The organism is Candidatus Paceibacterota bacterium, from assembly GCA_030583745.1.
Classification (GTDB): Bacteria; Patescibacteriota; Minisyncoccia; order Phycocordibacterales; family BOKC01; genus BOKC01.
This window is the reverse complement of the sequence record CP129473.1, coordinates 150,528-170,991: the sequence shown is the minus strand read 5'-3', so window position 1 is coordinate 170,991 and position 20,464 is coordinate 150,528. Positions and strand designations below refer to the sequence as shown.

Below are 20,464 nucleotides of genomic sequence, written 5' to 3'. Positions count from 1 at the left end.
GAAAATTTCGAATTAACTTTTAAAGTTATGAAATTTTTAGTTTCCTAAAGATACGCTCGGTAGATGTGTATCTGTTTTTCTTTCCTTGCTTATACTCCATTAAACTTAAAAGAGTCTGGAGTTCTTCGCTCTTTTTCATTGCCTGACGTGCATATAAAGATGGTGGCCTCCAGAATAAGGACCGTCAAAACCAAGCTTGCGAAATTTCTTAATTAGTTCCCGTAAGGAAATACTTCTAAGTGTGAGAGAAGTCCTTGCGCCTATCAAAATTTAGAGGCAACCCTTTTTTATTCTCTGATCTGATCTGAACAACAATCCAGTCGTTATCTCCGCCCTATTGGCTAGTGGCCAAACCCTATACCCTAACCCCTAGACCCTAGTTGTTGGTAATTCCACCACAAACTCAACCCCCTTGCCGACGCCTTCGCTCGCCACCCAGACTTTTCCTACTTTATTAATTTTCACTAAAGTTGCTACGAGTTCTTTAAAAAAGAATATTTTAGATATTTGTCTTCTATTTTTGGTAGGATTTCCGACACCTCATAAACCCGGGGGTGAGCTTTTAAAAAAATATCGCGTCTTTTTTCAATATGTACCGCGGATTCAAGGATACAAGCAAAGGTTGATAATATTGCTGATGAATGAGTCCCGCCTGAATTCCAAAAATTTATTGGGAAACCTGAATTGAACAATTCAATTTGCCTGTCTTCAATGGTTATAAACTCTGTATCACCGACAATTCTTCTTTCTTGTCTGTTTATAAAATCACGATCAAATTCCCATTGTTTAGTTGAACAATTGATCAACATTGCGCCATTTTTCAAAACTCTTAACTCTTTTTCCCCAAGCGCCACGGGCGTTCCAGTAGATGATATAACCATATCAAAACAAGATATATTTTCTAGAGAATCAATTACCTTGAACCTGTTGGCCTTTGCTCTTAATATTTGAGAATAATCAATGTCATAGACTACAACGTTTTCGGTTATCGACGAAAGCATTTCAACTAATATAGAACCTATTGATCCGTATCCTATCATCAGGATATTGATTCCGTAGATATTTCTATCATTTTTGTAACAATAATTTAACAAAGAAGAAAAAATTGATTCCGCAACTTTAGGATTCTCAACGCTCTTTTTCAACCTACTGTAAGCAATTGAAAATATTGGTTTTGAAATTTTCTTGCCACCCTTGAGCCAGTTCAAGCCATTTGCCGTATCTTCTATCGAGAAACCCCTCCAATTTAAATTTTGGTAGATTTTTTCAGATATTAATCCAGACATATCAAACACAACATCATTTGCATCGCTTGTCTCGAGAATTTTTAAAGCATTCTTTACATTGACTACATTTTGTTTCCCTACAAAGTTAGTGATTTTTTCTTTTGAAATTTTATTTCCTGAATATTCCTTCTCAACATAGAAAGTCTTCTTTGCATAACGATTAACTTCTCTTAAAAAATAATCCGTTTTTTCATCCGAATGATTGACTACAAAAGCTTTATCAAAAATTTGTCCAACATTGTTGTGTTCGGCACGAACAATCTGAAAGGGATCATAATCACAATAACGAGCATATATTTTCTCAAGTTCAATCACGACATCTTCAAAAAACATTTTTTTATCTTGCAAAAATTCAGAGAAAGAAAGCCATCTTGCTTCCCTAATTTTTTCATTTAGAACCAATTTTTTAGAGTTCGCCTTTGCGTAATAAATAAAATCTAGGTGATATCCATCCCCTACTTTTTCCAACTGAAGATAGCGATGGCCACCAACTACACGCGGATGTTCGAAAGTCTTTATAATTTCTACACTAAGACCAACCTCCTCTTTCACTTCTCGAATAAAAGAATCTTCAGGATGCTCTCCTACGTCAACCTTACCACCAACTGGTAGCCAAACTCCAAGCTTCGGGTGTTTTATTAGTAAAACTTTATTGTCATGAATTATGTAACCGGTTGCCGCAAATCTGTATTTATTCATAATTTCAACTATCTTTATAAGGCAGTTCAGCTATAAATTCCGAGCCTTTACCCTCCCCTTCTGACTCTACCCAAACACGGCCGTTATGCGCTTCTATAATATTTTTAACGATGTATAGACCAAAGCCGGTGGAGTCAACGTTGACCTCGAGCGCGTTTTTCGCGCGTCCGCCCTCGGTGAAAAGTTTTGATTTATCTTCTGGTGCAATACCGATACCGGTGTCTTTAATAGAAAATTTTATAGCACTATCACTTTTCACAAGAGATACTTTAACCTGACCTCTTGGTGTGTATTTTATTGAATTGTCTATTAAGTTTGAAAACGCTTCAGACAGCTGATTCTCGTCACCTTTTATTTTATATTCTGACGACTCGCCAATGTTCAAGACAAAATCAAGACCTTTTGACTCGGCGCTCTTGCGATTTTTCTCAAATGATTTTTGGATGATATCTCTCAAATCTATCGGCGCCATATTGTAAGAGAGCTTGCCTGTACGAATATTTGCCGCGTTTAAAATTGTCTGCACAGTATTAACGCCATCGGTATTTATTTTCAGCCCTTGCTCGGCAATATTTTTTATATCTCCGGAAATCGGCCCAAAAGTCCCCTCCATCATTTCAGCAAAAATATTCCTTGATTTTGTCAAAAAGCCCTTAATTTGATGGGTGATGAAGTTAATCAAATTCTCCTGCGCCTTATTAGCTTCCTGTAATTGTTCTCTCAAGGAAACCTCCCGCATAACACCCTTGATCAAAAGAATTCCAAAAATCAAAATCAAAACAAAAACACTACTTCGGTAGACAATCAAAAATAACTCTCTGGCAAATATAACTTCTCCAAAAGCAACAATAGATAGTGCGAAAACCAATAAACTGATTCCCGCTACTTTGATATTAAAAAATTTATGTTTGAGAATTGAATAGGATGTAAAAACAATGAAAGGAAATATAAATATTGAGCTCAAGGGTATAAAACTAGGGTTGTTGAAAAATGCCGGTAATATAAAATTAAATGTAAGGATCAAAATAAAAGTTAAAATAACTCCATATAAAATAGTCTGAAATTGCTTTTTTAGACGACCCTGAGAAGTTATAATTCTTTTTATCAACAAAAATACACCGCTTACTATAAAAGAAACTATTAATAAGCCGAAAAGGGCTATAGCTGGACCATTTTCTATTTTTGAAATTCTCCCGTCTATTACTTCTGCTACTCCCTTAAATACTAACGGGGTCAAATTTATAATTGAAGCAACCGAAACTATAGGAATAATTAAGTACTTATAATTTTTTGGGAAAGTTACATTCTCTTTTGGGAATACAAAAAATAATTGGAAGAAAGTGAAGGCATGCCAAACACCCAGAAATATAACGAATTTGATTAACGCAAAAGCAATTGGTACCGAATTAATTGTATGATGAAAGTAGTTAGCCATACTCCACATCGCAGTAATCACAGCGAAAATAAGAAAAGTAAAATTAGTAACACTTTTTGTATTACTAAAATAAATAGTAAAACCCAATACCAGTGTAGCTGCTGTAGTAATACTTACACTCAACAGATCTAAATTTTCTAAAATTTCCATAAATTAATTATACAATCTCCGGCAATTTTTTTAGCGAACTAGCAGAAGGTGGTGGTGCGTATCCGATTCGAAAGCTGAAAGTCGGAATCTTATCAGTAACATTAAACACATTTTCCACTATTCCATATGCTTTTCTAACGTATTCAAATTGTCCGGGTGTCAATTCCTCCGGTTTTTCTATTTTACACCTTTGTCCTAAATAAAGAAGCCCAACAGATACAGGCTGGAAGCTTAAACCAAGAGATGTTACAGTCAGCCAGAATCTTTCTAAAACCCTTCCTGAATTTATAAAGTCTCTTGGAGAATCACTGGGAGCTGTAACCAAACCCATAGCCGAGCATTTTTTGTAAAGTTCTGCTCTTTTTTCTCCGGCTTTTTCTGCAAAGCCGATTTTATTTAGATTCTCAACAAAACTCCATTTACTCATTATGTATTTAAATAAAAATCTTTCCGCTAAATTAAGTTCTTTGGTTCCTAAATATAAACCCTCTCTTTTTTCTCGCTCTTCTTTTAGTGTCCAATTTACATTATCAAAAAGAGATTTGTGAACGTAAAAATTTTCAAAAAGTAACCTATCTCCGGCACTAAAAGGTCCTACCACTTGATTGATTTTCTCCCTGTCTTCTGTCAAAAGAATTTCATATCCAGAATTATTATGTTTTTCCATAAAATTCTTTAACGCCTCCCTATCTGTGTCTCCAAGAGATTTTATTTCGTAAGGTCTTCTATTAGTGGTTCGTTTTAAGATGAAGGGAGAAAGATGCCTGTAAGAACAATCTTCCGAGCTTTTTTCTAGTTTTATTTCTGCGGTTAAATTGGTTTCTTTTTCATTTGGAAGAATTTTTATGTCCGCCCGATATCCTTTTTCTGAAGAGATTATTGCTATATTTTCAATCAAAGCACCGTGAGCAATCATAGATCCCCTCTGCTTCCAGTTGAATAGAATTTTATCTTTATCTGGAACGTTATAAACGAAAATAGAGTTATTTTTCACCTCAAACGTCCACGGCTGGGAATTGTGGCCGGAGGGGGCATTAACTGCGAGGGTTAGGATTTCTTTGATTACGTCCTTCATTTAATAAAATTATTAAATTTCACTAGCTTCCTGCCACTTTTAAGTTTCTCGTTAAGAGCGATTTTTCGGGCAAGGAAAACGGCAATACCGGAAGCGACGGTTACAGTCGACATAAGTTGAGGTCGACCGGCGAGGGTCTTACCAATTTGGTTTATTGAATTTTTGACTTTTGATGGAAGATTTTTCCCATCAACGATATCTATAGCGCATTGATGTTTCTCTTTTTCGCTCAAACTTCCAGCAAGGATTTTGTCTAAAACTTTTTCACTTACTTTTCCATTAAATAATTTTGTTTTCGGCTCTGTGTCATACCTCTCTATATCAATTAAAACGCTGTCTCCTAAACTTGTAAGCATAATTACAGGGACTTTATATCTCCTAGCTTCTTTTCTTAATAAAATCTTCATTTCAAAATCATCAATCAGTTCAAACACAAGCTTGGGTTTCGGATTACCTGCCAGAAAATTCTTTAGATTTTTTTTATTTAATCCTTTAGGAAAAGAGTTTATCTTAACGTATGGATTAATTTCAAAAATTTGCCGGCTGGCGATGCTAATTTTAGAGTCTCCAATTTCTGAAACCTTTGCCCTAATTCGGTTTAAGTTTGTGGTATCAAGCTCGTCAAAATCAGAGAGTTTAATATTTTTAGAGAAACCACTGTGAATCAAGGCAGTTGCCATATTGGCACCTACCGAAAGTCCTACAACGCCAACAGTAAAATCTGCCAATTTCTTCTGCTCTTTTTCTGTTATTAAATCTCTATTGCGGTTGGTTTTGAGTTTGAAATAATCATTTTCTTTGACACACTTAATCAAACGATTACTCCAAGGGAAATAAATAAGAACAAAATCTTTTTCTTTTTTCTTTAAAAAATCTTTGAATTCCCCACTCCGATATACTTCTTTTTTGTCTTCTACAGAAAATCTCGGATTTTCAATAAAAAAAAGTTCTTTTATTTGCCTTGAAAAAGCATCCACAAAAACGGGTTTGTATTTCTGCTGGTTTATTTCGGCAAGCTCTTTTGGAGATTTTATAAATACTGGCTTATTATTCATACTTTAATTAAAACATAATTTATTTAATTTCAGGAAGTATAAAATAGTTTTTATCATGTCAAAAAGATTGGGTAGAAGGATTAGGGAAAAATATTTTAAAAATTAGTGAATTTTACTAAAACGCTGTTTTATCTTTTTAAAATCTTCTTTTGAGGGCACACCCATTCTAATAGTCCCTTTTAACAATTTTTGTCCGTAAGCGTACTTAGATGTCTCACTTAGAAATATCCCCTTAAATGCTAAATTTTTAAGTAACTTTTTATAATTTTTGTGTTTTATTATCACAAAATTTGTATCAGTTTCATAACATTTCAAACCTTTAAGTCTTAAAAAATTTACTAACTCTTTTTTTATCTTCAAAACTTCTTTAATTTTTTTCCTGAGATACTTTCTCTCTCTAAGCAATATCATTGCTGTATGGATGGCAAAGTGATTTACCGCCCAAGGTAAGTCTCTTTTTTCTTCTAGTTTATTTATCATTTCTTTTTCTGCGACTAAAAATCCTAACCTCAGACCCGCCATAGCAAATTCTTTGGAGAAAGATTTTATAATAATTAAGTTTTTATAATTTTCTGTAAGCTTAATTGAAGAATAACCAGAAAACTCTGAATAAACTTCATCTATAACTACTGGAATTTTAAATTTCCTAGTTTTATTTAATATTGATAAAATTTCTTTCCGTGTGATACTAGAACCTAAAGGATTATTTGGATTACATAACAGTATTCCTTTTGTTTTTTTGTCTATCGCAGATATGACTTCTGCAGTAGGAAATATAAACTTATTATTAAGTTCTTTGTAAAATATTACATTTGGTTTTATACCGATTGATTTAAGAGCTAGAGTAAAAACTACAAATGTCGGAGCTGGAAGTAGAACCTTATCACCCTTTTTAAAAAAAGTTTGAATGAAAAGCCGGATTGATTGCTCGGCGCCGTTAGTTAAAAGTATATTTTCTGGATTTGAGTTATATCTTTTAGCTAAAACCTTTTTTAGTTCTCCATATCTTGGGTATCTACTTATTATAGAACTATCAAATTTCTTTATTTTATTCAGGATTCGTCTGTTGAGGAAAAAATAGCTTTCATTTCGATCAAGCCAAATAAATTCCTTTCTATTTATTTTTTTACCCATTTTTGTTTGGTTCCTGATTTAAAGTAATTTGGATCTCCATTTGGCCAGAAAGCTAAACGGGGTAAAGCTCGTTTTCCTAAAAATTTATGTAATTCCCGGTATTCAGAATTTTTATTCTCTAAGCTATCAACGATCAGTTTCAACACAGCTTTTTTAATTACATTAGGAAGGCCGTGATTATTTCTAAGCTCTAAATGCACCGTAAAATATTGATTTTGCCTAGCATCAAATTTAGTTTCTAACGAAAATTTACCGGTTAAATAATCACAGGCTGGCTGTTTAAGCAATGTGTCTCTTATCGGCTCAGGATAAACTTGTAGGCCGTAAAAATGAGTCGACATATCATCTCTTTCATATACATATACGAAAGGTAATTCATATAATTCCTTTTCTATTTTCGCTTTTCTAGCTTCTCTTTTTATATCAACACCAAGTTCTTTTAAATGTTTTATTACTTCTTTAAAAGAGTATACACCCCCCCTGTCTCCTAAGGCGTATTGAACTAAGGGTATCGTGTTATCACCTGTAACCAAAATGTTTCCGTCATCGGATGTAAAATTAATAAAGGACGGTATGTATTGAGTTAAAGTTGGAGTTTTATTGATAGGACTAAAGATATGGTGAAATAACCTAACATCTTTCACACAAATGCGGCGAATCATTATACTCAAAGGAGTTTCAAAAGACATTGCTCCTAGCTCCGCAGTTCCATATATATTCATAGTATCAAGAAATACATTACGGACAGCTGCTTTTTTTGCAATATAGTCCCTAAATTTTTCTGTAAAAGGTTCAGCCGCAAAAATAATTCTAGTTTTAAAATTCTGCCAATTTATACCCTTAGAAGGTGCTTCATCTACGATATCTTTAATAAAAGGAGGATAACCGACTAAAATTATATTTTTAAAAGATGGCCCTATTGATTTCAGTGCTCTAAAAATTTCTTCTTTGTTTATGCCAGGAGTAATTATAGAAAGATTATAACCGTTTTCTTGCATTATTCTGAAAGCTTGATAAGTAATAAGTCCACCAATCCAAACGCCCATACCAAAACATACAATAACTAGCACTGGCTCGTTTTTCTTGTAATTTCCATTTAAAAAAAACAACTCGTGAGCAATAGAAGTATTCTTGTCTATCTTGAAAGAACGGTGGAAATAATAAGATTTACCAGTTGAACCAGAAGTTGAAGTGAAAATTAAAGGCTTAGATAAGGAACCTTTCTTTGTAAGATCTTCTATGGGATGTTGGCTTATGTAATTTTTTTTATTTATTTGCGGTATATTCAAAAAATCATTGTATGACTTAATTTTTTGCGGACTAATTCTAGATTTTTTTAAAAATTTTCTATAAGCTGGAACATTCTTAGAAACTGACTTGAATAAAGCAAGAACTTCTCTTCTTCCTAGACTTTGCCAGAAAGAAGCTTTTTTCTTATTTATATATAAGATTTCTCTGTTTATATCGGTACCTGTCTTTCTGTTAGTCATCTAAAAAAACAAAATCCCGTAAAAACGGGATTTTGTTATCTTTTATAAAATTTTTAATTCTTTTGGAACTACTAAAAACACTGGAAGATTCAAAATTCTATCTTCCTTCAGTTCCATCCAAATACCATGACCGAAACTCAGCATTTTTGTATTCTATCACTCCTTTCAGGTGGTGTAAACTCCAAACCAAGTTGTTTGTTGATAAGGTGGCGGCTCTTTTTCTATGATAAAATCATAAATCATGGGCGAGATAAAAAATCTACTTGAAGAAGACCAGAAAAACATTGAGTTATTGAGGCAAGGGAAAATTTCTGAAGAAGAGTTTAAAAAAATAAATAAACATATTTCCAAAAGTTTTTTTGATATTTTCAAAAATAAAGGTTTCCCCTGTAAAAATACATCTAACGAAGAAGGGTACGGAGCAGGAATTATTTTAACTCTTCATCAGCCACTTGAAAATATTAAAATTATTTATGAGGAAATAAAAAATAAAAAAGGATGTGTTGAAAATAAAGATGAAGCATTTATTGTTGATAAGATAAGAATTCAGGAAGGGAAAAAACAAAAATATGGAACTCAATATAAGATAGTTGAAGGAGAGATAGAATTTTTACCGATTGAAGATGAAGCCAAAGTCAATAATTTAAGGGCAGAAGTAGGCCTTGAATCTATTGAAGAATATAAGAGAAAAGCTGAAGGGAATATCTAATAACTTTTTATTAAAAACAAGAACCCCAAATGTAAATGGTTTTTGATGGGGTTGTTGATAATAAGCAATAGGTAAAAACAAAGTCTCAAAAACAAATCATAAAACCAAGCTAAATCACCCTGTGGATAATTTTTTGGCATGAAGTTGACAACAAACGCCCCCCTGCCAACATAAGTATAGATCTAATCTTTATCTCTGTGAGTGTTCACAGAGAGGTTAGAAGTGGTTCTTTGAAAAGGACTGAAAATGGAAAACAAACCATTTCTCCTCGAGAAGTCTCTGGAAATCCCGAAAAGCGAAAATCAACCGGAACCTGATTCTGCTTCTGCGGTTTGCAGTGGTGATACCTACTGCCGCACCCCGCCGGTGGCAGACGATGCTCAGTCGGATTGATGACTGAGCTTCAACGGCTACTTCGTTCTACATACCCGAAGATACTTTCAAAGTATCTTCGGGTAATTTCATCACGGAACGTCAAACAGAAGAAAAAGGATTGTGCAAAAATGAAAGACGTTACCTTAGTTATCACAAGCGACTTCGACACCCATGCTGATTTTATCTGCTCAAGAATGCAGGAAACTGGCGTACAAGTCTTCAGGTTTAACACAAACGAACTGGACAGATACGAAATTGGTCTCAAACCGGACTCCAATCAGCTGACTTTGTTGGACTGCAGAGAGCAAGAATCTGTCACGGAAACAGATGTTAGATCTGTCTGGTACCGAAGGCCTTCTTCAGATAAGAAGGCGGCGGAGATGCTTGACGAAGTCGGTTTGAAATTCTTCAAGGGAGAAACCAAGGAGTGGATCAAGAGCATCACCTTTGCTTTCGGGTCCGCCTTTTGGGTAACTGCGCCATGGCTCCTGTACAAAGCCAGAGTAAAACCAAACCAACTCTCTGTCGCCCACGAAGTCGGCTTGAACGTACCGAAGACACTCATAACTAGGGACCGCCGGTTGATTGAAACATTCTACCATGAGTGTGCAAATGGGGTGGTCGTAAAATCACTCAAGGTGCCCTTTGTAGAATCAGAAGACACTTACCATGTCTTGCGTACTCAAGAAGTTACAAGGGACGACCTTGAAAATCCTTCACTCTACGTTTGCCCAACCATCTTCCAAGAAAAGATATCGGTACTGCACGAGCTACGTATTGTGGCTATCGGGAGGCATCTCTTCGCTTTCAAAGCAACAATGAAAGGCGGCCGCCCTCTTGATATCAGGTCAGGAGAGCTGGGGAAGGTAGAGTATACCCCCTACAGTATCTCCAAAGATATGCGGGATAAAATCCTCGGTGTGCTTAATCACTTCAACCTTCCCTTCAGCTCAATGGACTTTTTGGTGGATCAGGACGGGAAAGAGTTTTTTGTCGACTTGAATCCCAACGGGCAGTGGCTCTGGCTTGAGTTCCTAACTGGGGTTGTCATGTCTGACATGTTCATTGAAATGCTGAGGTCAGGAAAGATACCTGACTGATGCTCCGATCATTATTCCCCGGCTTGCTACTTGGCAGTTGGGGTTTTTTATTTGGTAGTTTTAATTTTGGGACTTTTAAATACAGCATTGACTCTACCCACATGGAAAAAGAACTTATCACCGTGTCGACTTATCGTACCAAATTCTAAATTACTTTCTTTATAAGAATTCTTTTTTATTAGTGTTTTGTAGCCGTAATTGTAAAATGTCCCGCCAGAATAATCTAAATATATTTTTAAAATTTTAAGATTGCTTTTCTCTTTTATAAAATCAGCTGCAGATTTTTCTCCTCTTCCCTTACTTGCCAAGTTCATTATGTGATAATTACCTGTTATAACCACACTTTTAGTGTTGCGTGATTTATCTATTACTTCTTCCGCCATCCTGTTTTCGCGGACAATTGTTCTGCTGTGTATATCTTCAGGTATTATGCCACCGTAATCTTCTGGGGTTGTCTCACCAAAAAAAGTAAGGTTGTCTATATTTCCTATATTAATCTGCTCATTAAGCCACTTTAAAAATTTGATGGAAAACGGGTTAATTCTCGCGTCTTCAGTATATTCACTTTTTTCTGAAAAATCAGAAGGCATTTCCCACAAGATATTTCTAAAGCCGTTCTTCGCAAGATAAGGTAGGATCGTTTTGTAGGCTTTATAGTTCTCCCTAATTCCATGAATTTCACCAATCCAAAACAGATCGTATTTTTTTAACGCCTCCGAAGAAAAGTTTTTTATTGACCAAATTCTTTTTCTAATCATTTCGGCGTATTATAACATTAGTTTAATCATAGAGATTAGAGCAAGGTATCATAAAAACAAAAGAAATTTTAGTAAAAACACGCGGCCAGAATGGTCAGTTTTTAAAGATACTAATTTTTTAAGATCTAAATTTCTGTCACCACCCCGCCAACATAAGTATAGATCTAACCTTTATCTCTGTGAGTGTTCACGGAGAGGTTGGGTAGGTTCTTTACGAAAGGAGAGTTTCGCAATGGCTGCGATCGCCTCAACGCCGCCTGCAACGACGGCTGAAGTCAGTAAAGGAGCGGATTTCTATTCGCTCCTCTTTTATTTATTATAAATAGGTTATATTCTATCTAACATCGTGAGTAAATACAGAATAAGTTGGAATACAAAAGAAAATGCAAATGCATATGATAAATATGCTACTGGTTTTTCTATGTATAAGAATACTAGTCGAGATCTAGTAAAAATTTCAGATGTTAAACCAGGAATGACAATAATTGACCTAGCAGCTGGAACTGGAGCAACAACACAAGAAATTATAAACGCTGTTGGAGACAATGTTCGTATTATCGCTATTGACCAAGCGGAAGCAATGGTAAAGAAAGCCCAGGAAAAATTTAAGAATAGAAAAAATATGAAGTTTATCGTGGCCGAAGCTGAAAATCTTTGTAAAGTTGTTAAAGAGCCGGTAGACGTAGTCATTTGTAATTCTGCTTTCTGGCAAATGAGGATAAAAACAACTTTTAGAAATATTTCTGATATTTTAAAAGATGATGGACTATTCGCTTTTAATTTGCCTGATCAATTTTTTAGTTATAGGTATTTTAAAAATAAGCCAAGAAATCCTCTACCTTACAATCTTAAAAACTTAACTTCCTGGGCCAAAGACAACAAATTAACTCTCATTGCTAAATCAGTTAAGGAATATAGCAAAACAGCCGATGAGATAATTACTTTTAGTAAAATTCCAGTCATGAGTAGAAATTTTAAATCTGCAAAAGGACGAGAAGATTTTATTGCTAATATCAAAAAACATAAAAATTCTAAAAAAAATCAGTGGCTATATTTAGTGTTTAAAAAAACAGAAAAAAGAAAATCTATAAAAAAAGACCGCGCGAAATACGCGCAGTCTCTTTGAGCTGTCTAATGACACTCGACGCTCACTCCACCCCAAATTGGTGGATATGAAGATTAATTTTAAAAAAACAACCTCCAACACCCGTTTTGTGGTAAAATATTGTCCGCCAAATGAATAATAAAAATATCTCAGTAAAGCTGATATTCAAATACTATTGGCCCCACATTAAAAGATACAAAAAGACGGTCATTTTGACCTTCGCGCTTTTTGGCTCGGCTGTAGTTTTGACAGATATTTTTTCTCCCCTTTTATACAAAAAAATCATGGATCTCGTGTCTTTGGGTGAAGTTTCGGAAGAACTATCCAGATCGCTCATAATGACCATACTTATGCTAGGAGGAGTAATTTTCTTATACAGCACGCTTTTTCGACTTGCAGATTATTCAATCGCCTACTCTCAAAGCAAAGCAGCAAAAGACCTAGCGGACGACGCTTTCGCCAGAGTCAGTCGGCACTCATACCATTTCTTTTCCAGCAATTTTTCAGGGTCATTAGTGGCAAAAATAAGAAGATATTTGAGGGCATTTGAAGAAATATATGATCAGATAATTTTTACAATTTGGATGAAAGGGCTTGGACTAGTATTTGCTTTTGCTGTCCTGACATACTTCTCGCCCATGCTCGGAATAATTTTCTTGATTTGGTTTACTTTATTTGTGGCGATTTCAATTCCTTTTATTAGAATTAAAATAAAAAAAGACATATTAACGGCTGAAGCAGATTCAAGAGTCACAGCCAGACTTTCAGACGTTATAACCAACATACTAAATGTAAAAATATTTTCAGCGAGTGAAAAAGAAATTTTGAGTTTTGCTGAAACAACGGCGGATGAAGAAAAAAAGAGGCGAGACGCGTGGTATTTTCAAAATCTTCAATTTCTGTTTCAGGGTCTATTTATAGGAATTTTTGAATTTGTAGGAATGTTCTCTGTAATTTATCTCTGGATAAACGGGATGGTCTCAGCTGGAACAATAATACTTATGCAGATTTACATCATCGCGGCTTTTAACATCACGTGGACTCTTGGTAGAAATTTCACAAGAATCATGAGATCCCTAGCTGAAGCTAAAGAGATGATTGAGATTTTCGAAGAACCGCTTGAGGTCAGAGATCCAATACAGCCAGAAAAGTGCCTTATTTCCAACGGCAAAATAGAGATAAAAAATATCAGTTTTTACTACAACAAAAAAGTTGATGAAAAAAGCACACGAAATCCTGTCTTCAAAAATTTTTCTTTGAATGTTGAGCCGGGGGAAAAAGTCGGTTTGGTTGGACCATCAGGTGCTGGTAAAAGCACAATCACTAAAATAATCTTAAGATTCGCCGACATAGAAAGTGGAGAAGTGCTCATAGATGGACAAAACATTAGCTCTATAACCCAAGATGACCTGCGAACAAAAATCGCTTATGTTCCGCAAGAACCAATTCTTTTTCATAGAACCCTGAAAGAAAATATTTCTTATAGCAAAACAGACGCCACTGAAGAAGAAATTCAGGAATCGGCGAAAAAATCTCATGCTGATGAATTTATCAATAAATTTCCGAAGGGCTACAATACTTATGTTGGCGAAAGAGGGGTAAAACTCTCCGGAGGAGAAAGACAAAGAGTTGCAATCGCAAGAGCCATGCTGAAAGACGCGCCAATACTAATTTTGGATGAAGCAACAAGCTCGCTTGATTCTATCAGCGAAAAATACATCCAAGACGCTTTTGATAAACTTATGAAAAACAGAACAACAATTGTTATAGCTCACAGATTAAGCACAATACAAAAAATGGATAGAATAGTCGTTATGGAAAACGGCGAAATTGTTGAGCAGGGCAAACACAAAGAATTACTTTCAAAAAATGGGCTTTATTACCGCCTCTGGAAACAACAAAGTCACGGGTTTGTCGGTGAATAGATTTTTATCAGCACCAACGCTAGACTTATTCAGCTTGAGGGTCTTCTAAGATGGCGTCTTGCGCTTCTACCTCCAATTCAAGCTCTTCATAAAGATTTGTTGGGAAAGAGCATTCATACCCTTCAGATTCGTCGCAAATTAATTCGTTACATTGTATTTTACCGCTTACACATTCAGCTAAACAAGAATTATCAGAACAGTTTGAAAAATCTCCCGCCGGCACTTCAAAAGCCCGGTAATGTTCCAAACCGTTTGGTGGGCAGTCATCTGGAATAGAACAGTCTCGGTAAAAGCAGATTTCAATTTCTGGATCACAGACGGCTTCAACATAAAAATCATAATCCTTCAGCCATAAAAACTTATAGGCCGTCGCAATGATGACTAATAAAACAGAAAGAGTTATGAGAGCTAAAAATATTTTGCTTGGTTTGTTCATTTTCTCCATGTTAATTTTAGTTTAACACAAAATTTCTAAGTCAATTTGAATTATCCAGAGCCCTTTTGGTTCTTAAAATTTTAATCAGTTCAGGCAACCTTTTGGCATGAGGTTCAGGCAAATTTTGTTCAGAGTTAAACCATAGATAATCCTGTATTTCAAAATTGTCTATTTTTACATCGACTTTTTGATTCTTTTTAATTTTCGTATAAAAAACATGGACTGTATCACGCTTATAATTCACATTGGAAAAATACTCGTAAATTTTACTTAAATCTTTTACAAAGATACCGGTCTCTTCAAAAAGCTCTCTTCTCGCCGCTTCCTCAAAAGTTTCGCCCTTGTCGACGCCTCCACCTGGAATTGTCCAGCCCTTGTGAGCGTAAGCCAATCTTACCAAAAGAATTTTACCATCATTTTCAACGACACATTTTGCTCCTCTCGTTTTGGGACGAAAAATAAACCAGTAAATTTTCCTTAAAAATTCCAATATTCTTATACCAACTCTCTTTATTTTTTTCATTTCTTACCAAGAAAACATTCCAACATTCTATAGAATATTAGAATGTTTTTATAAATTTAACAAAGGCCAATCCATAAGGCGAAAGTCGGTGAATAACTTGCCGCCCTTGGTATTTTTTATTTAAAAGACCAGCCTGAACCAAGCGATGAGTGTGTTGGGAAATATTTTTAAAATCAGATTTGTCAAAACTTTTGGTAATTCCCTCCACAGTAATCCCGTCATTTTTTTCAACTAAAAGCAAAATAGCAATCCGCCAGTGATTGGCTGACCCCTTGAAATATCTTTCCAACTGTTTGGCTGTTTTCATTTTATTTTCTCTTATTTCAATTTTCTAATTTTATTTTATCTTAAAATTTATTTTCTTTATTTTAACACACAACATTCCAACATTCTATAGAATGTTGGAATGTTGTAATCAAAGGGAAAAGCGGAAAAAAACAGGAAGGGGGTGAAAAACTAAAATAGAGGCCGGAATTTATTTATTCGCTACAATTTTAAATTCAACAGTAAAGAGATCGTCAATGACATTGTTAGCCAAGTTGTCAAAAAACTTGTCCGAACCATATCGGATATCCCAAAGAGTTCTGTCAAAACTTGCACGACCCTCAATCAAAATTTCATCCTCACCGATAGAAACACTGGCTGGAAAAGAAACTTCCTGCGCAATTTCCTTAATTGTCATTGTCCCGCTCAACTGGTATTGGCCCTCACTTGTAACTTCAGCTTTTGAGATTAAAATTTCAGCCGTCGGATAATTTTCAACAGAGAAAAAGTCGTCTGATTTCAGATGTCTTTCCAGAAGATTCTCGTTGGCTAGAATTCCAGTACTTGAAACTTTTATAGAATTCATATCAAAGACCGCGACCCCGCCGAGTAAAATATCACCATCAACAAAAAATCGGCCTTCTTTTATTTCCAAAGTTCCTAAATCTTTATAATTTGGAACGAGTTTTTTACTGCCTTCCCAAACAACCGTGCTTGTTCCAGAAGAAATTACGAAAGGTGTACCTGTAAATTCAAACGCTTCTCCAGCAACCATTTCTTCAGTATCTGACTCTGCGCCGGAAGGTATAGAGTCATTATTTGAAGAAAATACAAAAAGCGCACCCACACCCAGAACAATTAAAACGACGAGGAACATTACTGATTTATTCATTTTTTATTTTTAGACTTATAATTTAATTCTTAATCACATTATACACAAAGAGATAAAAAGACCCAAAACAAAAAATTAGCCGATTTTAGTCGTATCTCTCGGATAAAACAGATTTATAGTCCATTCAAAAGCGATTCGGAGCTTTTTCCGCCAAGAAATAAACTTAAAAAGATAGACTGTCCGCCAAAGCCACCAAGCAAAGCGACCTTGAATTCCAAGCCCGAAGACCACGCCAACCGCCCGCCATTGACCAATAGAAACCAAAAAACCCTTATGTCTGTAAAAGAAAGGACTAATTTCCTGCCCCTCAAGACCGGCTTTAATATTTTTAACTACCGAACTAGATTGTTCAACCGCTACCTGCGCAAACATCGGTAACGCTTTTTCCTCTCCCCTATTTTTAAAATTGGCAGTATCGCCCAAAACAAAAACATTTTCCAAGCCCCTCATTCTCAAACATTCATCAACTATAATGCGGCCCGACTCATCAAGTGCCACAGACTTTGTAAATTTTGGAATCTTGGCAGACACTCCGGCTGTCCAGATCACTGTCCGACTTTTTATTTCCCTGCCATCGCTTAAAGAAACTCCACTCTCCGAAACCCACTTGACGGAAGTTTTGTTCAAAACTTCAACTCCTTTTTTAGCCAAAACTTTTTCCGACCAAATTCTCATATTTTCCGGAAAGATATTTAAAATCTGTTCACTTGAAGAAACGAGAACGATTCTAATTTCTTGTTTTTGGCAAAAAGTCCGGCGGTAATACAAAGACAGGGTTTTGAGCGCGAATTCGGCTATTTCACCTGCCATTTCCACCCCGGTTGCCCCACCACCAACGACTACAAAAGTTAAGTATTCCTTTCGTAGATCGTAATCGGCGATCAATGCAGCCCTTTCAAAAGCATCGATAATTCTAGAGCGAATCTTTACTGAATCAGTTAGAGTTTTGAGCGGCAATCCATAACGCTCGGCGCCGGGAATTTTGTAAAAATTTGTTTCAGCGCCGGTCGCCAAAACCAAAAAATCATACGACAAACTATCGCCCTCGATTGAGACAATTTGCCTGTCCGTGTCTATCAATCCAGCTTCGGCCTGAATAAATTTTATTTTATCTTTTCGAAAAATTTCTCTTATTGGCTCGGCAACACTTGTCGGGGACAGACCACCGGTCGCCACTTCATGCAAAAGCGGAGTAAAAAGAAAATAGTTTTGTGGGCTGATCAAAGTAATTTCGGCCATTTCCCGATTGGCCATTTTCTTCAAACCACCGGCCACATATATACCACCAAATCCCCCGCCGATAATAATAATTTTTTTCTTATTAATCATTTTTAAATTTTACGGATAAACATTCCAACATTCTATAGAATATTAGAATGTTTTTTGTTCGGAGTTAAAAAATTTTAAAATATCTTTCATCGCTTGATTTTTTACTAAAAGATAACGAGTGCCGAGGTGTCCTCCTCTCCGAAGCAGTTTTAATCTGGCGCCGGTTAGTTTAGCAAATTTGACAGTTGGTTTGTAAGAAACTACCCGATCGTCCTTGGCGTGAATAATAAAAATTTTTCTACCGTCTAAATTTTCTGTTTCGGAAATAGGATTATAAAAGTTGCCTTTTTTAAGTTTTTTCCAATCCTTTAAATCAAAATCATACGCTCGACCAAAGTATTTTCTTATAAATTTCCCAAACAAATCTAAGGGCTCTTCTTTACTCGGATAAGACCAATCAATAACTGGAGAAAAACAAAACACTTTTTCCACTCTCTTGTCTTTTGAAGCCAAAATAGCAGCCGGGCCACCAAAGCTTGAACCGATAAGAAAAATTTTCTCGGGTTTTAGTCGAATTTTCTTCTCTGTTTTAGAATCACTAAAACCTTTAGGTAATTCCGAAATAATATCCAGAATATCTTGATGTGGAGACTTTTTCAAAAATTTACCGTGACTCTCCCACGTGCCCCTATATCTGGGATTAAAAACCCAAAAGCCCTTCTTGGAGATAAGTTTTAGAACTTCGTCCCTACGTGGAGCACCAGGCGCGCCCGGGCAAAGAATTATAACTTTTTGTCTTTTTGTTTTACGCGCTGGAGGCAAAAATTCGCATATTATTTCTTTTTTGAAAATTGTGCGAGAAATGAACATAACTACTATTTTAGCACGAAAGGAAAAGCCCCCGCCAAAGCGGGGGCTTTTCCGAGAAAATCTCAAAAAAGATTAGTAATCTCTTCTGAAGTTGTCTCTTCTTGGCCTTTCTTCCTTTGGCCGAGCTTCGTCAACAGTAATTTTTCTGCCACCCATTTCAGTGCCATTGAACATTTCAATAGCATTCTTGGCTTCTTCTGGAGTCGCCATTTCGACGAAACCGAAACCTTTTGAGCGTCCCGACATTTTGTCGGAAATTACCGCAGCCGAAGCAACTTGTCCGGCTTTTGAAAAGTGATCGGACAAATCGTTTTCAGTGGTGCTGTAAGGCAGACCACCGACATAAAGCTTAGTCATTTACTTCGTTTGGCTTAAGTGTTTTTCTTATAAAGCGTAAGACGTCGAACCCTTCTTTAAGCCAAACTAAGAACCCCAAACAAGGAGAAACAACTTAAATTTGCTTAAACGAAATGCGCTTACTCAAAGACAAGTATACACGAGTAGCAGAAAAAGTCAATGGGGAAAAGTTTTAAAGATGCTCGAATAGAATGTCGGAGAATACTTGAACAGACGGAGAGCATTGAGCAGATTTTGTTTCGCAGACATCACCCGTGCAGTTGTAATAAACATCTACTTTAGCGTTCTTATGGCCAACAGAATTATATTTCACTTTCACACTTCTTTCTGGTTCAATAGTCGTTTCCTCTAATTCATCTCCCGACCAATCATAGGAAACCACATTTTTAAGATTTCCCGGGTCGGCTGTCCAAGTGACTTCTTGACCGACTAAAGCAAAAGTTGGATGCGGAGCGCAACTTAATTCGTCGGATAAAACTCGGATTGTTATAATAAATGGACTAGTTTTGTCACTAAGCCCATCACTTTTGGTAGTAATTGTGTAAGACAAGTTTTCACCGACACCGTTATAACTGCTTAAATCATAACTGACTAAAAGCTCTACGGTACAATCTGGATCACAAGAGTTTTTATCACCTGCTGCAGATACAGTAACAAACGGAGATGGGTTATCTGAAACATTTTCTATTTTGACTTCTTGAGAAGAACCGCCTTGAAGAGATATAAAAACGGGATGGTTTAATGATCCTTGCGCTGGAACGTAAGAACAAGATTTGGGATATCAACAGAATAATCAAACCCGCCACCGCCACCATCTCCAATCGAACCCTTGCAGGTGTTGGTCGTAAAAGTAACGCCATAGTTAGGATTGTTACCTGCAAAACTTATCCAACCAGCGACTTCTTTACTGCCCCAGGCATAGCCCTCAAATTGTTGAGTGCCTGAATTCCAAGAGACGTCGTAAGAATCACCGTCAGCGGTAGTTCCACTCAAACTTATCCAGCCGTCCCAGCCACCCGCGTTAGGATGAGCCCCTTGTCCGGAGCAAGTTTCTGGATTTGGAGCGGCGCTACAAGCTCTTGCCCAACCGGACATTTTTCCGCTCTCCCAATCAAGTGTTGCGTTCACCGCCTTGGTCCCTCCACCATTTGGAAAACCAGAGAGCCCGCCGAATTTCACCCAACCGATGGCGCCAACTTCTTCACCGTTATCATTGACAGCAGTATTATCACCAATCCAAGCATGGCCGTTTAGTAAACCATCTGAGTCAACAACAACACGAAAATTATTTTGTGGGCCAAACCCTATCCAACCGATACCGCTTTTATCTTTATATCCGCTCCAAGCGAAGCCAGTTAAAGTGCAAGTCGCCCCTGCTCCGCCATCTATCTCGCCACCGCCAGCTCCACCTCCGCCTCCGCCACCAGTCGCGCCGAAAACTTTATCCGACAAATTTAGAGAAACAATAACCGCAACAACTACCAAAACGCCGGCGATAAAAAACAGAGATTTCTGATTGATTTTTTTTAGATTTTTCATCTAGCTTTATGAGAAAAA

At 36.3% G+C, this 20,464-nt stretch carries 21 protein-coding genes; 5 read left to right on the top strand and 16 right to left on the bottom strand.

All coding sequences use genetic code 11. The annotated features are described in order from the left end of the window. Positions 1-473 precede the first annotated feature (473 nt). The 6 genes from QY304_00865 to QY304_00840 all read right to left on the bottom strand — a co-directional run bounded on the left by QY304_00865 (position 474) and on the right by QY304_00840 (position 8,324). Entirely contained in the window at positions 474-1,985 is a 1,512-nt protein-coding gene (locus QY304_00865; protein ID WKZ26637.1) for an NUDIX domain-containing protein, read from the bottom strand. 4 nt (positions 1,986-1,989) lie between these two features. Next, entirely contained in the window at positions 1,990-3,570 is a 1,581-nt protein-coding gene (locus tag QY304_00860) for an ATP-binding protein (GenBank protein ID WKZ26636.1), read from the bottom strand. 7 nt (positions 3,571-3,577) lie between these two features. Beyond that, positions 3,578-4,645, bottom strand: coding sequence for a hypothetical protein (locus tag QY304_00855; GenBank protein WKZ26635.1), 1,068 nt, complete (start codon positions 4,643-4,645; stop codon positions 3,578-3,580). Next, a complete protein-coding gene (locus QY304_00850; GenBank protein ID WKZ26634.1) occupies positions 4,642-5,700 on the bottom strand; it encodes a ThiF family adenylyltransferase in 1,059 nt (352 codons plus the stop codon). The genes QY304_00855 and QY304_00850 overlap by 4 nt, the downstream gene beginning before the upstream one ends. Before the next feature lie 102 nt (positions 5,701-5,802). Next, the gene (locus QY304_00845; GenBank protein WKZ26633.1) at positions 5,803-6,834 is read right to left on the bottom strand and encodes a histidinol-phosphate transaminase; all 1,032 of its coding nucleotides are present in this window, start codon (positions 6,832-6,834) and stop codon (positions 5,803-5,805) included. Beyond that, positions 6,819-8,324, bottom strand: a complete 1,506-nt coding sequence (locus QY304_00840; GenBank protein ID WKZ26632.1) for a hypothetical protein — start codon at positions 8,322-8,324, stop codon at positions 6,819-6,821. The genes QY304_00845 and QY304_00840 overlap by 16 nt, the downstream gene beginning before the upstream one ends. A gap of 241 nt (positions 8,325-8,565) precedes the next feature. On the opposite strand from QY304_00840, the gene QY304_00835 reads away from it, so the two are divergent. From QY304_00835 to QY304_00825, 3 genes are all read left to right on the top strand, one after another. After that, positions 8,566-9,033 (top strand): hypothetical protein, encoded by a 468-nt coding sequence (locus QY304_00835; protein WKZ26631.1) that lies wholly within the window; start codon positions 8,566-8,568, stop codon positions 9,031-9,033. A gap of 246 nt (positions 9,034-9,279) precedes the next feature. Next, complete coding sequence (locus QY304_00830) at positions 9,280-9,426, top strand: hypothetical protein (GenBank protein WKZ26630.1); 147 nt, start codon at positions 9,280-9,282, stop codon at positions 9,424-9,426. Positions 9,427-9,536: 110 nt separating this feature from the next. After that, positions 9,537-10,508 (top strand): hypothetical protein, encoded by a 972-nt coding sequence (locus QY304_00825; protein ID WKZ26629.1) that lies wholly within the window; start codon positions 9,537-9,539, stop codon positions 10,506-10,508. A 47-nt stretch (positions 10,509-10,555) separates the two neighbouring features. Here the strand turns inward: QY304_00825 and QY304_00820 are convergent, their stop codons facing one another. Next, the gene (locus QY304_00820; GenBank protein ID WKZ26628.1) at positions 10,556-11,266 is read right to left on the bottom strand and encodes a hypothetical protein; all 711 of its coding nucleotides are present in this window, start codon (positions 11,264-11,266) and stop codon (positions 10,556-10,558) included. A gap of 346 nt (positions 11,267-11,612) precedes the next feature. On the opposite strand from QY304_00820, the gene QY304_00815 reads away from it, so the two are divergent. Together QY304_00815 and QY304_00810 are read left to right on the top strand one after the other, a co-directional pair. After that, positions 11,613-12,392 carry a class I SAM-dependent methyltransferase gene (locus tag QY304_00815; protein ID WKZ26627.1) on the top strand — a complete coding sequence of 260 codons (780 nt, stop codon included), beginning with the start codon at positions 11,613-11,615 and terminating at the stop codon, positions 12,390-12,392. 110 nt (positions 12,393-12,502) lie between these two features. Beyond that, positions 12,503-14,296, top strand: a complete 1,794-nt coding sequence (locus QY304_00810) for an ABC transporter ATP-binding protein (protein ID WKZ26626.1) — start codon at positions 12,503-12,505, stop codon at positions 14,294-14,296. A gap of 25 nt (positions 14,297-14,321) precedes the next feature. Here the strand turns inward: QY304_00810 and QY304_00805 are convergent, their stop codons facing one another. The 9 genes from QY304_00805 to QY304_00765 form a co-directional block, all read right to left on the bottom strand. Continuing rightward, on the bottom strand, positions 14,322-14,741 hold the full coding sequence (locus QY304_00805; GenBank protein ID WKZ26625.1) for a hypothetical protein: 420 nt from the start codon (positions 14,739-14,741) through the stop codon (positions 14,322-14,324). A 31-nt stretch (positions 14,742-14,772) separates the two neighbouring features. Further along, on the bottom strand, positions 14,773-15,255 hold the full coding sequence (locus QY304_00800; protein WKZ26624.1) for an NUDIX domain-containing protein: 483 nt from the start codon (positions 15,253-15,255) through the stop codon (positions 14,773-14,775). A 37-nt stretch (positions 15,256-15,292) separates the two neighbouring features. Then, positions 15,293-15,562: a helix-turn-helix transcriptional regulator gene (locus QY304_00795; GenBank protein WKZ26623.1), complete on the bottom strand. Its 270-nt coding sequence runs from the start codon at positions 15,560-15,562 to the stop codon at positions 15,293-15,295. Positions 15,563-15,730: 168 nt separating this feature from the next. Continuing rightward, complete coding sequence (locus QY304_00790) at positions 15,731-16,411, bottom strand: YceI family protein (GenBank protein ID WKZ26622.1); 681 nt, start codon at positions 16,409-16,411, stop codon at positions 15,731-15,733. A 75-nt stretch (positions 16,412-16,486) separates the two neighbouring features. Further along, on the bottom strand, positions 16,487-17,740 hold the full coding sequence (locus tag QY304_00785; protein WKZ26621.1) for an NAD(P)/FAD-dependent oxidoreductase: 1,254 nt from the start codon (positions 17,738-17,740) through the stop codon (positions 16,487-16,489). A 42-nt stretch (positions 17,741-17,782) separates the two neighbouring features. Beyond that, on the bottom strand, positions 17,783-18,550 hold the full coding sequence (locus QY304_00780) for an alpha/beta hydrolase (GenBank protein ID WKZ26620.1): 768 nt from the start codon (positions 18,548-18,550) through the stop codon (positions 17,783-17,785). A gap of 72 nt (positions 18,551-18,622) precedes the next feature. Beyond that, positions 18,623-18,907 carry an RNA-binding protein gene (locus QY304_00775; GenBank protein WKZ26619.1) on the bottom strand — a complete coding sequence of 95 codons (285 nt, stop codon included), beginning with the start codon at positions 18,905-18,907 and terminating at the stop codon, positions 18,623-18,625. 172 nt (positions 18,908-19,079) lie between these two features. Next, entirely contained in the window at positions 19,080-19,457 is a 378-nt protein-coding gene (locus QY304_00770) for a hypothetical protein (GenBank protein ID WKZ26618.1), read from the bottom strand. Positions 19,458-19,645: 188 nt separating this feature from the next. Beyond that, the gene (locus QY304_00765; GenBank protein ID WKZ26617.1) at positions 19,646-20,446 is read right to left on the bottom strand and encodes a hypothetical protein; all 801 of its coding nucleotides are present in this window, start codon (positions 20,444-20,446) and stop codon (positions 19,646-19,648) included. Between the last annotated feature and the right edge of the window lie 18 nt (positions 20,447-20,464).

Excerpts from the sequence above, each read along its gene's own strand:
- QY304_00865 (WKZ26637.1), bottom strand. The coding sequence starts at position 1,985 with ATGAATAAATACAGATTTGCGGCAACCGGTTACATAATTCATGACAAT.
- QY304_00860 (WKZ26636.1), bottom strand. The coding sequence starts at position 3,570 with ATGGAAATTTTAGAAAATTTAGATCTGTTGAGTGTAAGTATTACTACA.
- QY304_00855 (WKZ26635.1), bottom strand. The coding sequence starts at position 4,645 with ATGAAGGACGTAATCAAAGAAATCCTAACCCTCGCAGTTAATGCCCCC.
- QY304_00850 (WKZ26634.1), bottom strand. The coding sequence starts at position 5,700 with ATGAATAATAAGCCAGTATTTATAAAATCTCCAAAAGAGCTTGCCGAA.
- QY304_00845 (WKZ26633.1), bottom strand. The coding sequence starts at position 6,834 with ATGGGTAAAAAAATAAATAGAAAGGAATTTATTTGGCTTGATCGAAAT.
- QY304_00840 (WKZ26632.1), bottom strand. The coding sequence starts at position 8,324 with ATGACTAACAGAAAGACAGGTACCGATATAAACAGAGAAATCTTATAT.
- QY304_00835 (WKZ26631.1), top strand. The coding sequence starts at position 8,566 with ATGGGCGAGATAAAAAATCTACTTGAAGAAGACCAGAAAAACATTGAG.
- QY304_00830 (WKZ26630.1), top strand. The coding sequence starts at position 9,280 with ATGGAAAACAAACCATTTCTCCTCGAGAAGTCTCTGGAAATCCCGAAA.
- QY304_00825 (WKZ26629.1), top strand. The coding sequence starts at position 9,537 with ATGAAAGACGTTACCTTAGTTATCACAAGCGACTTCGACACCCATGCT.
- QY304_00820 (WKZ26628.1), bottom strand. The coding sequence starts at position 11,266 with ATGATTAGAAAAAGAATTTGGTCAATAAAAAACTTTTCTTCGGAGGCG.
- QY304_00810 (WKZ26626.1), top strand. The coding sequence starts at position 12,503 with ATGAATAATAAAAATATCTCAGTAAAGCTGATATTCAAATACTATTGG.
- QY304_00805 (WKZ26625.1), bottom strand. The coding sequence starts at position 14,741 with ATGGAGAAAATGAACAAACCAAGCAAAATATTTTTAGCTCTCATAACT.
- QY304_00800 (WKZ26624.1), bottom strand. The coding sequence starts at position 15,255 with ATGAAAAAAATAAAGAGAGTTGGTATAAGAATATTGGAATTTTTAAGG.
- QY304_00795 (WKZ26623.1), bottom strand. The coding sequence starts at position 15,562 with ATGAAAACAGCCAAACAGTTGGAAAGATATTTCAAGGGGTCAGCCAAT.
- QY304_00790 (WKZ26622.1), bottom strand. The coding sequence starts at position 16,411 with ATGAATAAATCAGTAATGTTCCTCGTCGTTTTAATTGTTCTGGGTGTG.
- QY304_00785 (WKZ26621.1), bottom strand. The coding sequence starts at position 17,740 with ATGATTAATAAGAAAAAAATTATTATTATCGGCGGGGGATTTGGTGGT.
- QY304_00780 (WKZ26620.1), bottom strand. The coding sequence starts at position 18,550 with ATGTTCATTTCTCGCACAATTTTCAAAAAAGAAATAATATGCGAATTT.
- QY304_00775 (WKZ26619.1), bottom strand. The coding sequence starts at position 18,907 with ATGACTAAGCTTTATGTCGGTGGTCTGCCTTACAGCACCACTGAAAAC.
- QY304_00765 (WKZ26617.1), bottom strand. The coding sequence starts at position 20,446 with ATGAAAAATCTAAAAAAAATCAATCAGAAATCTCTGTTTTTTATCGCC.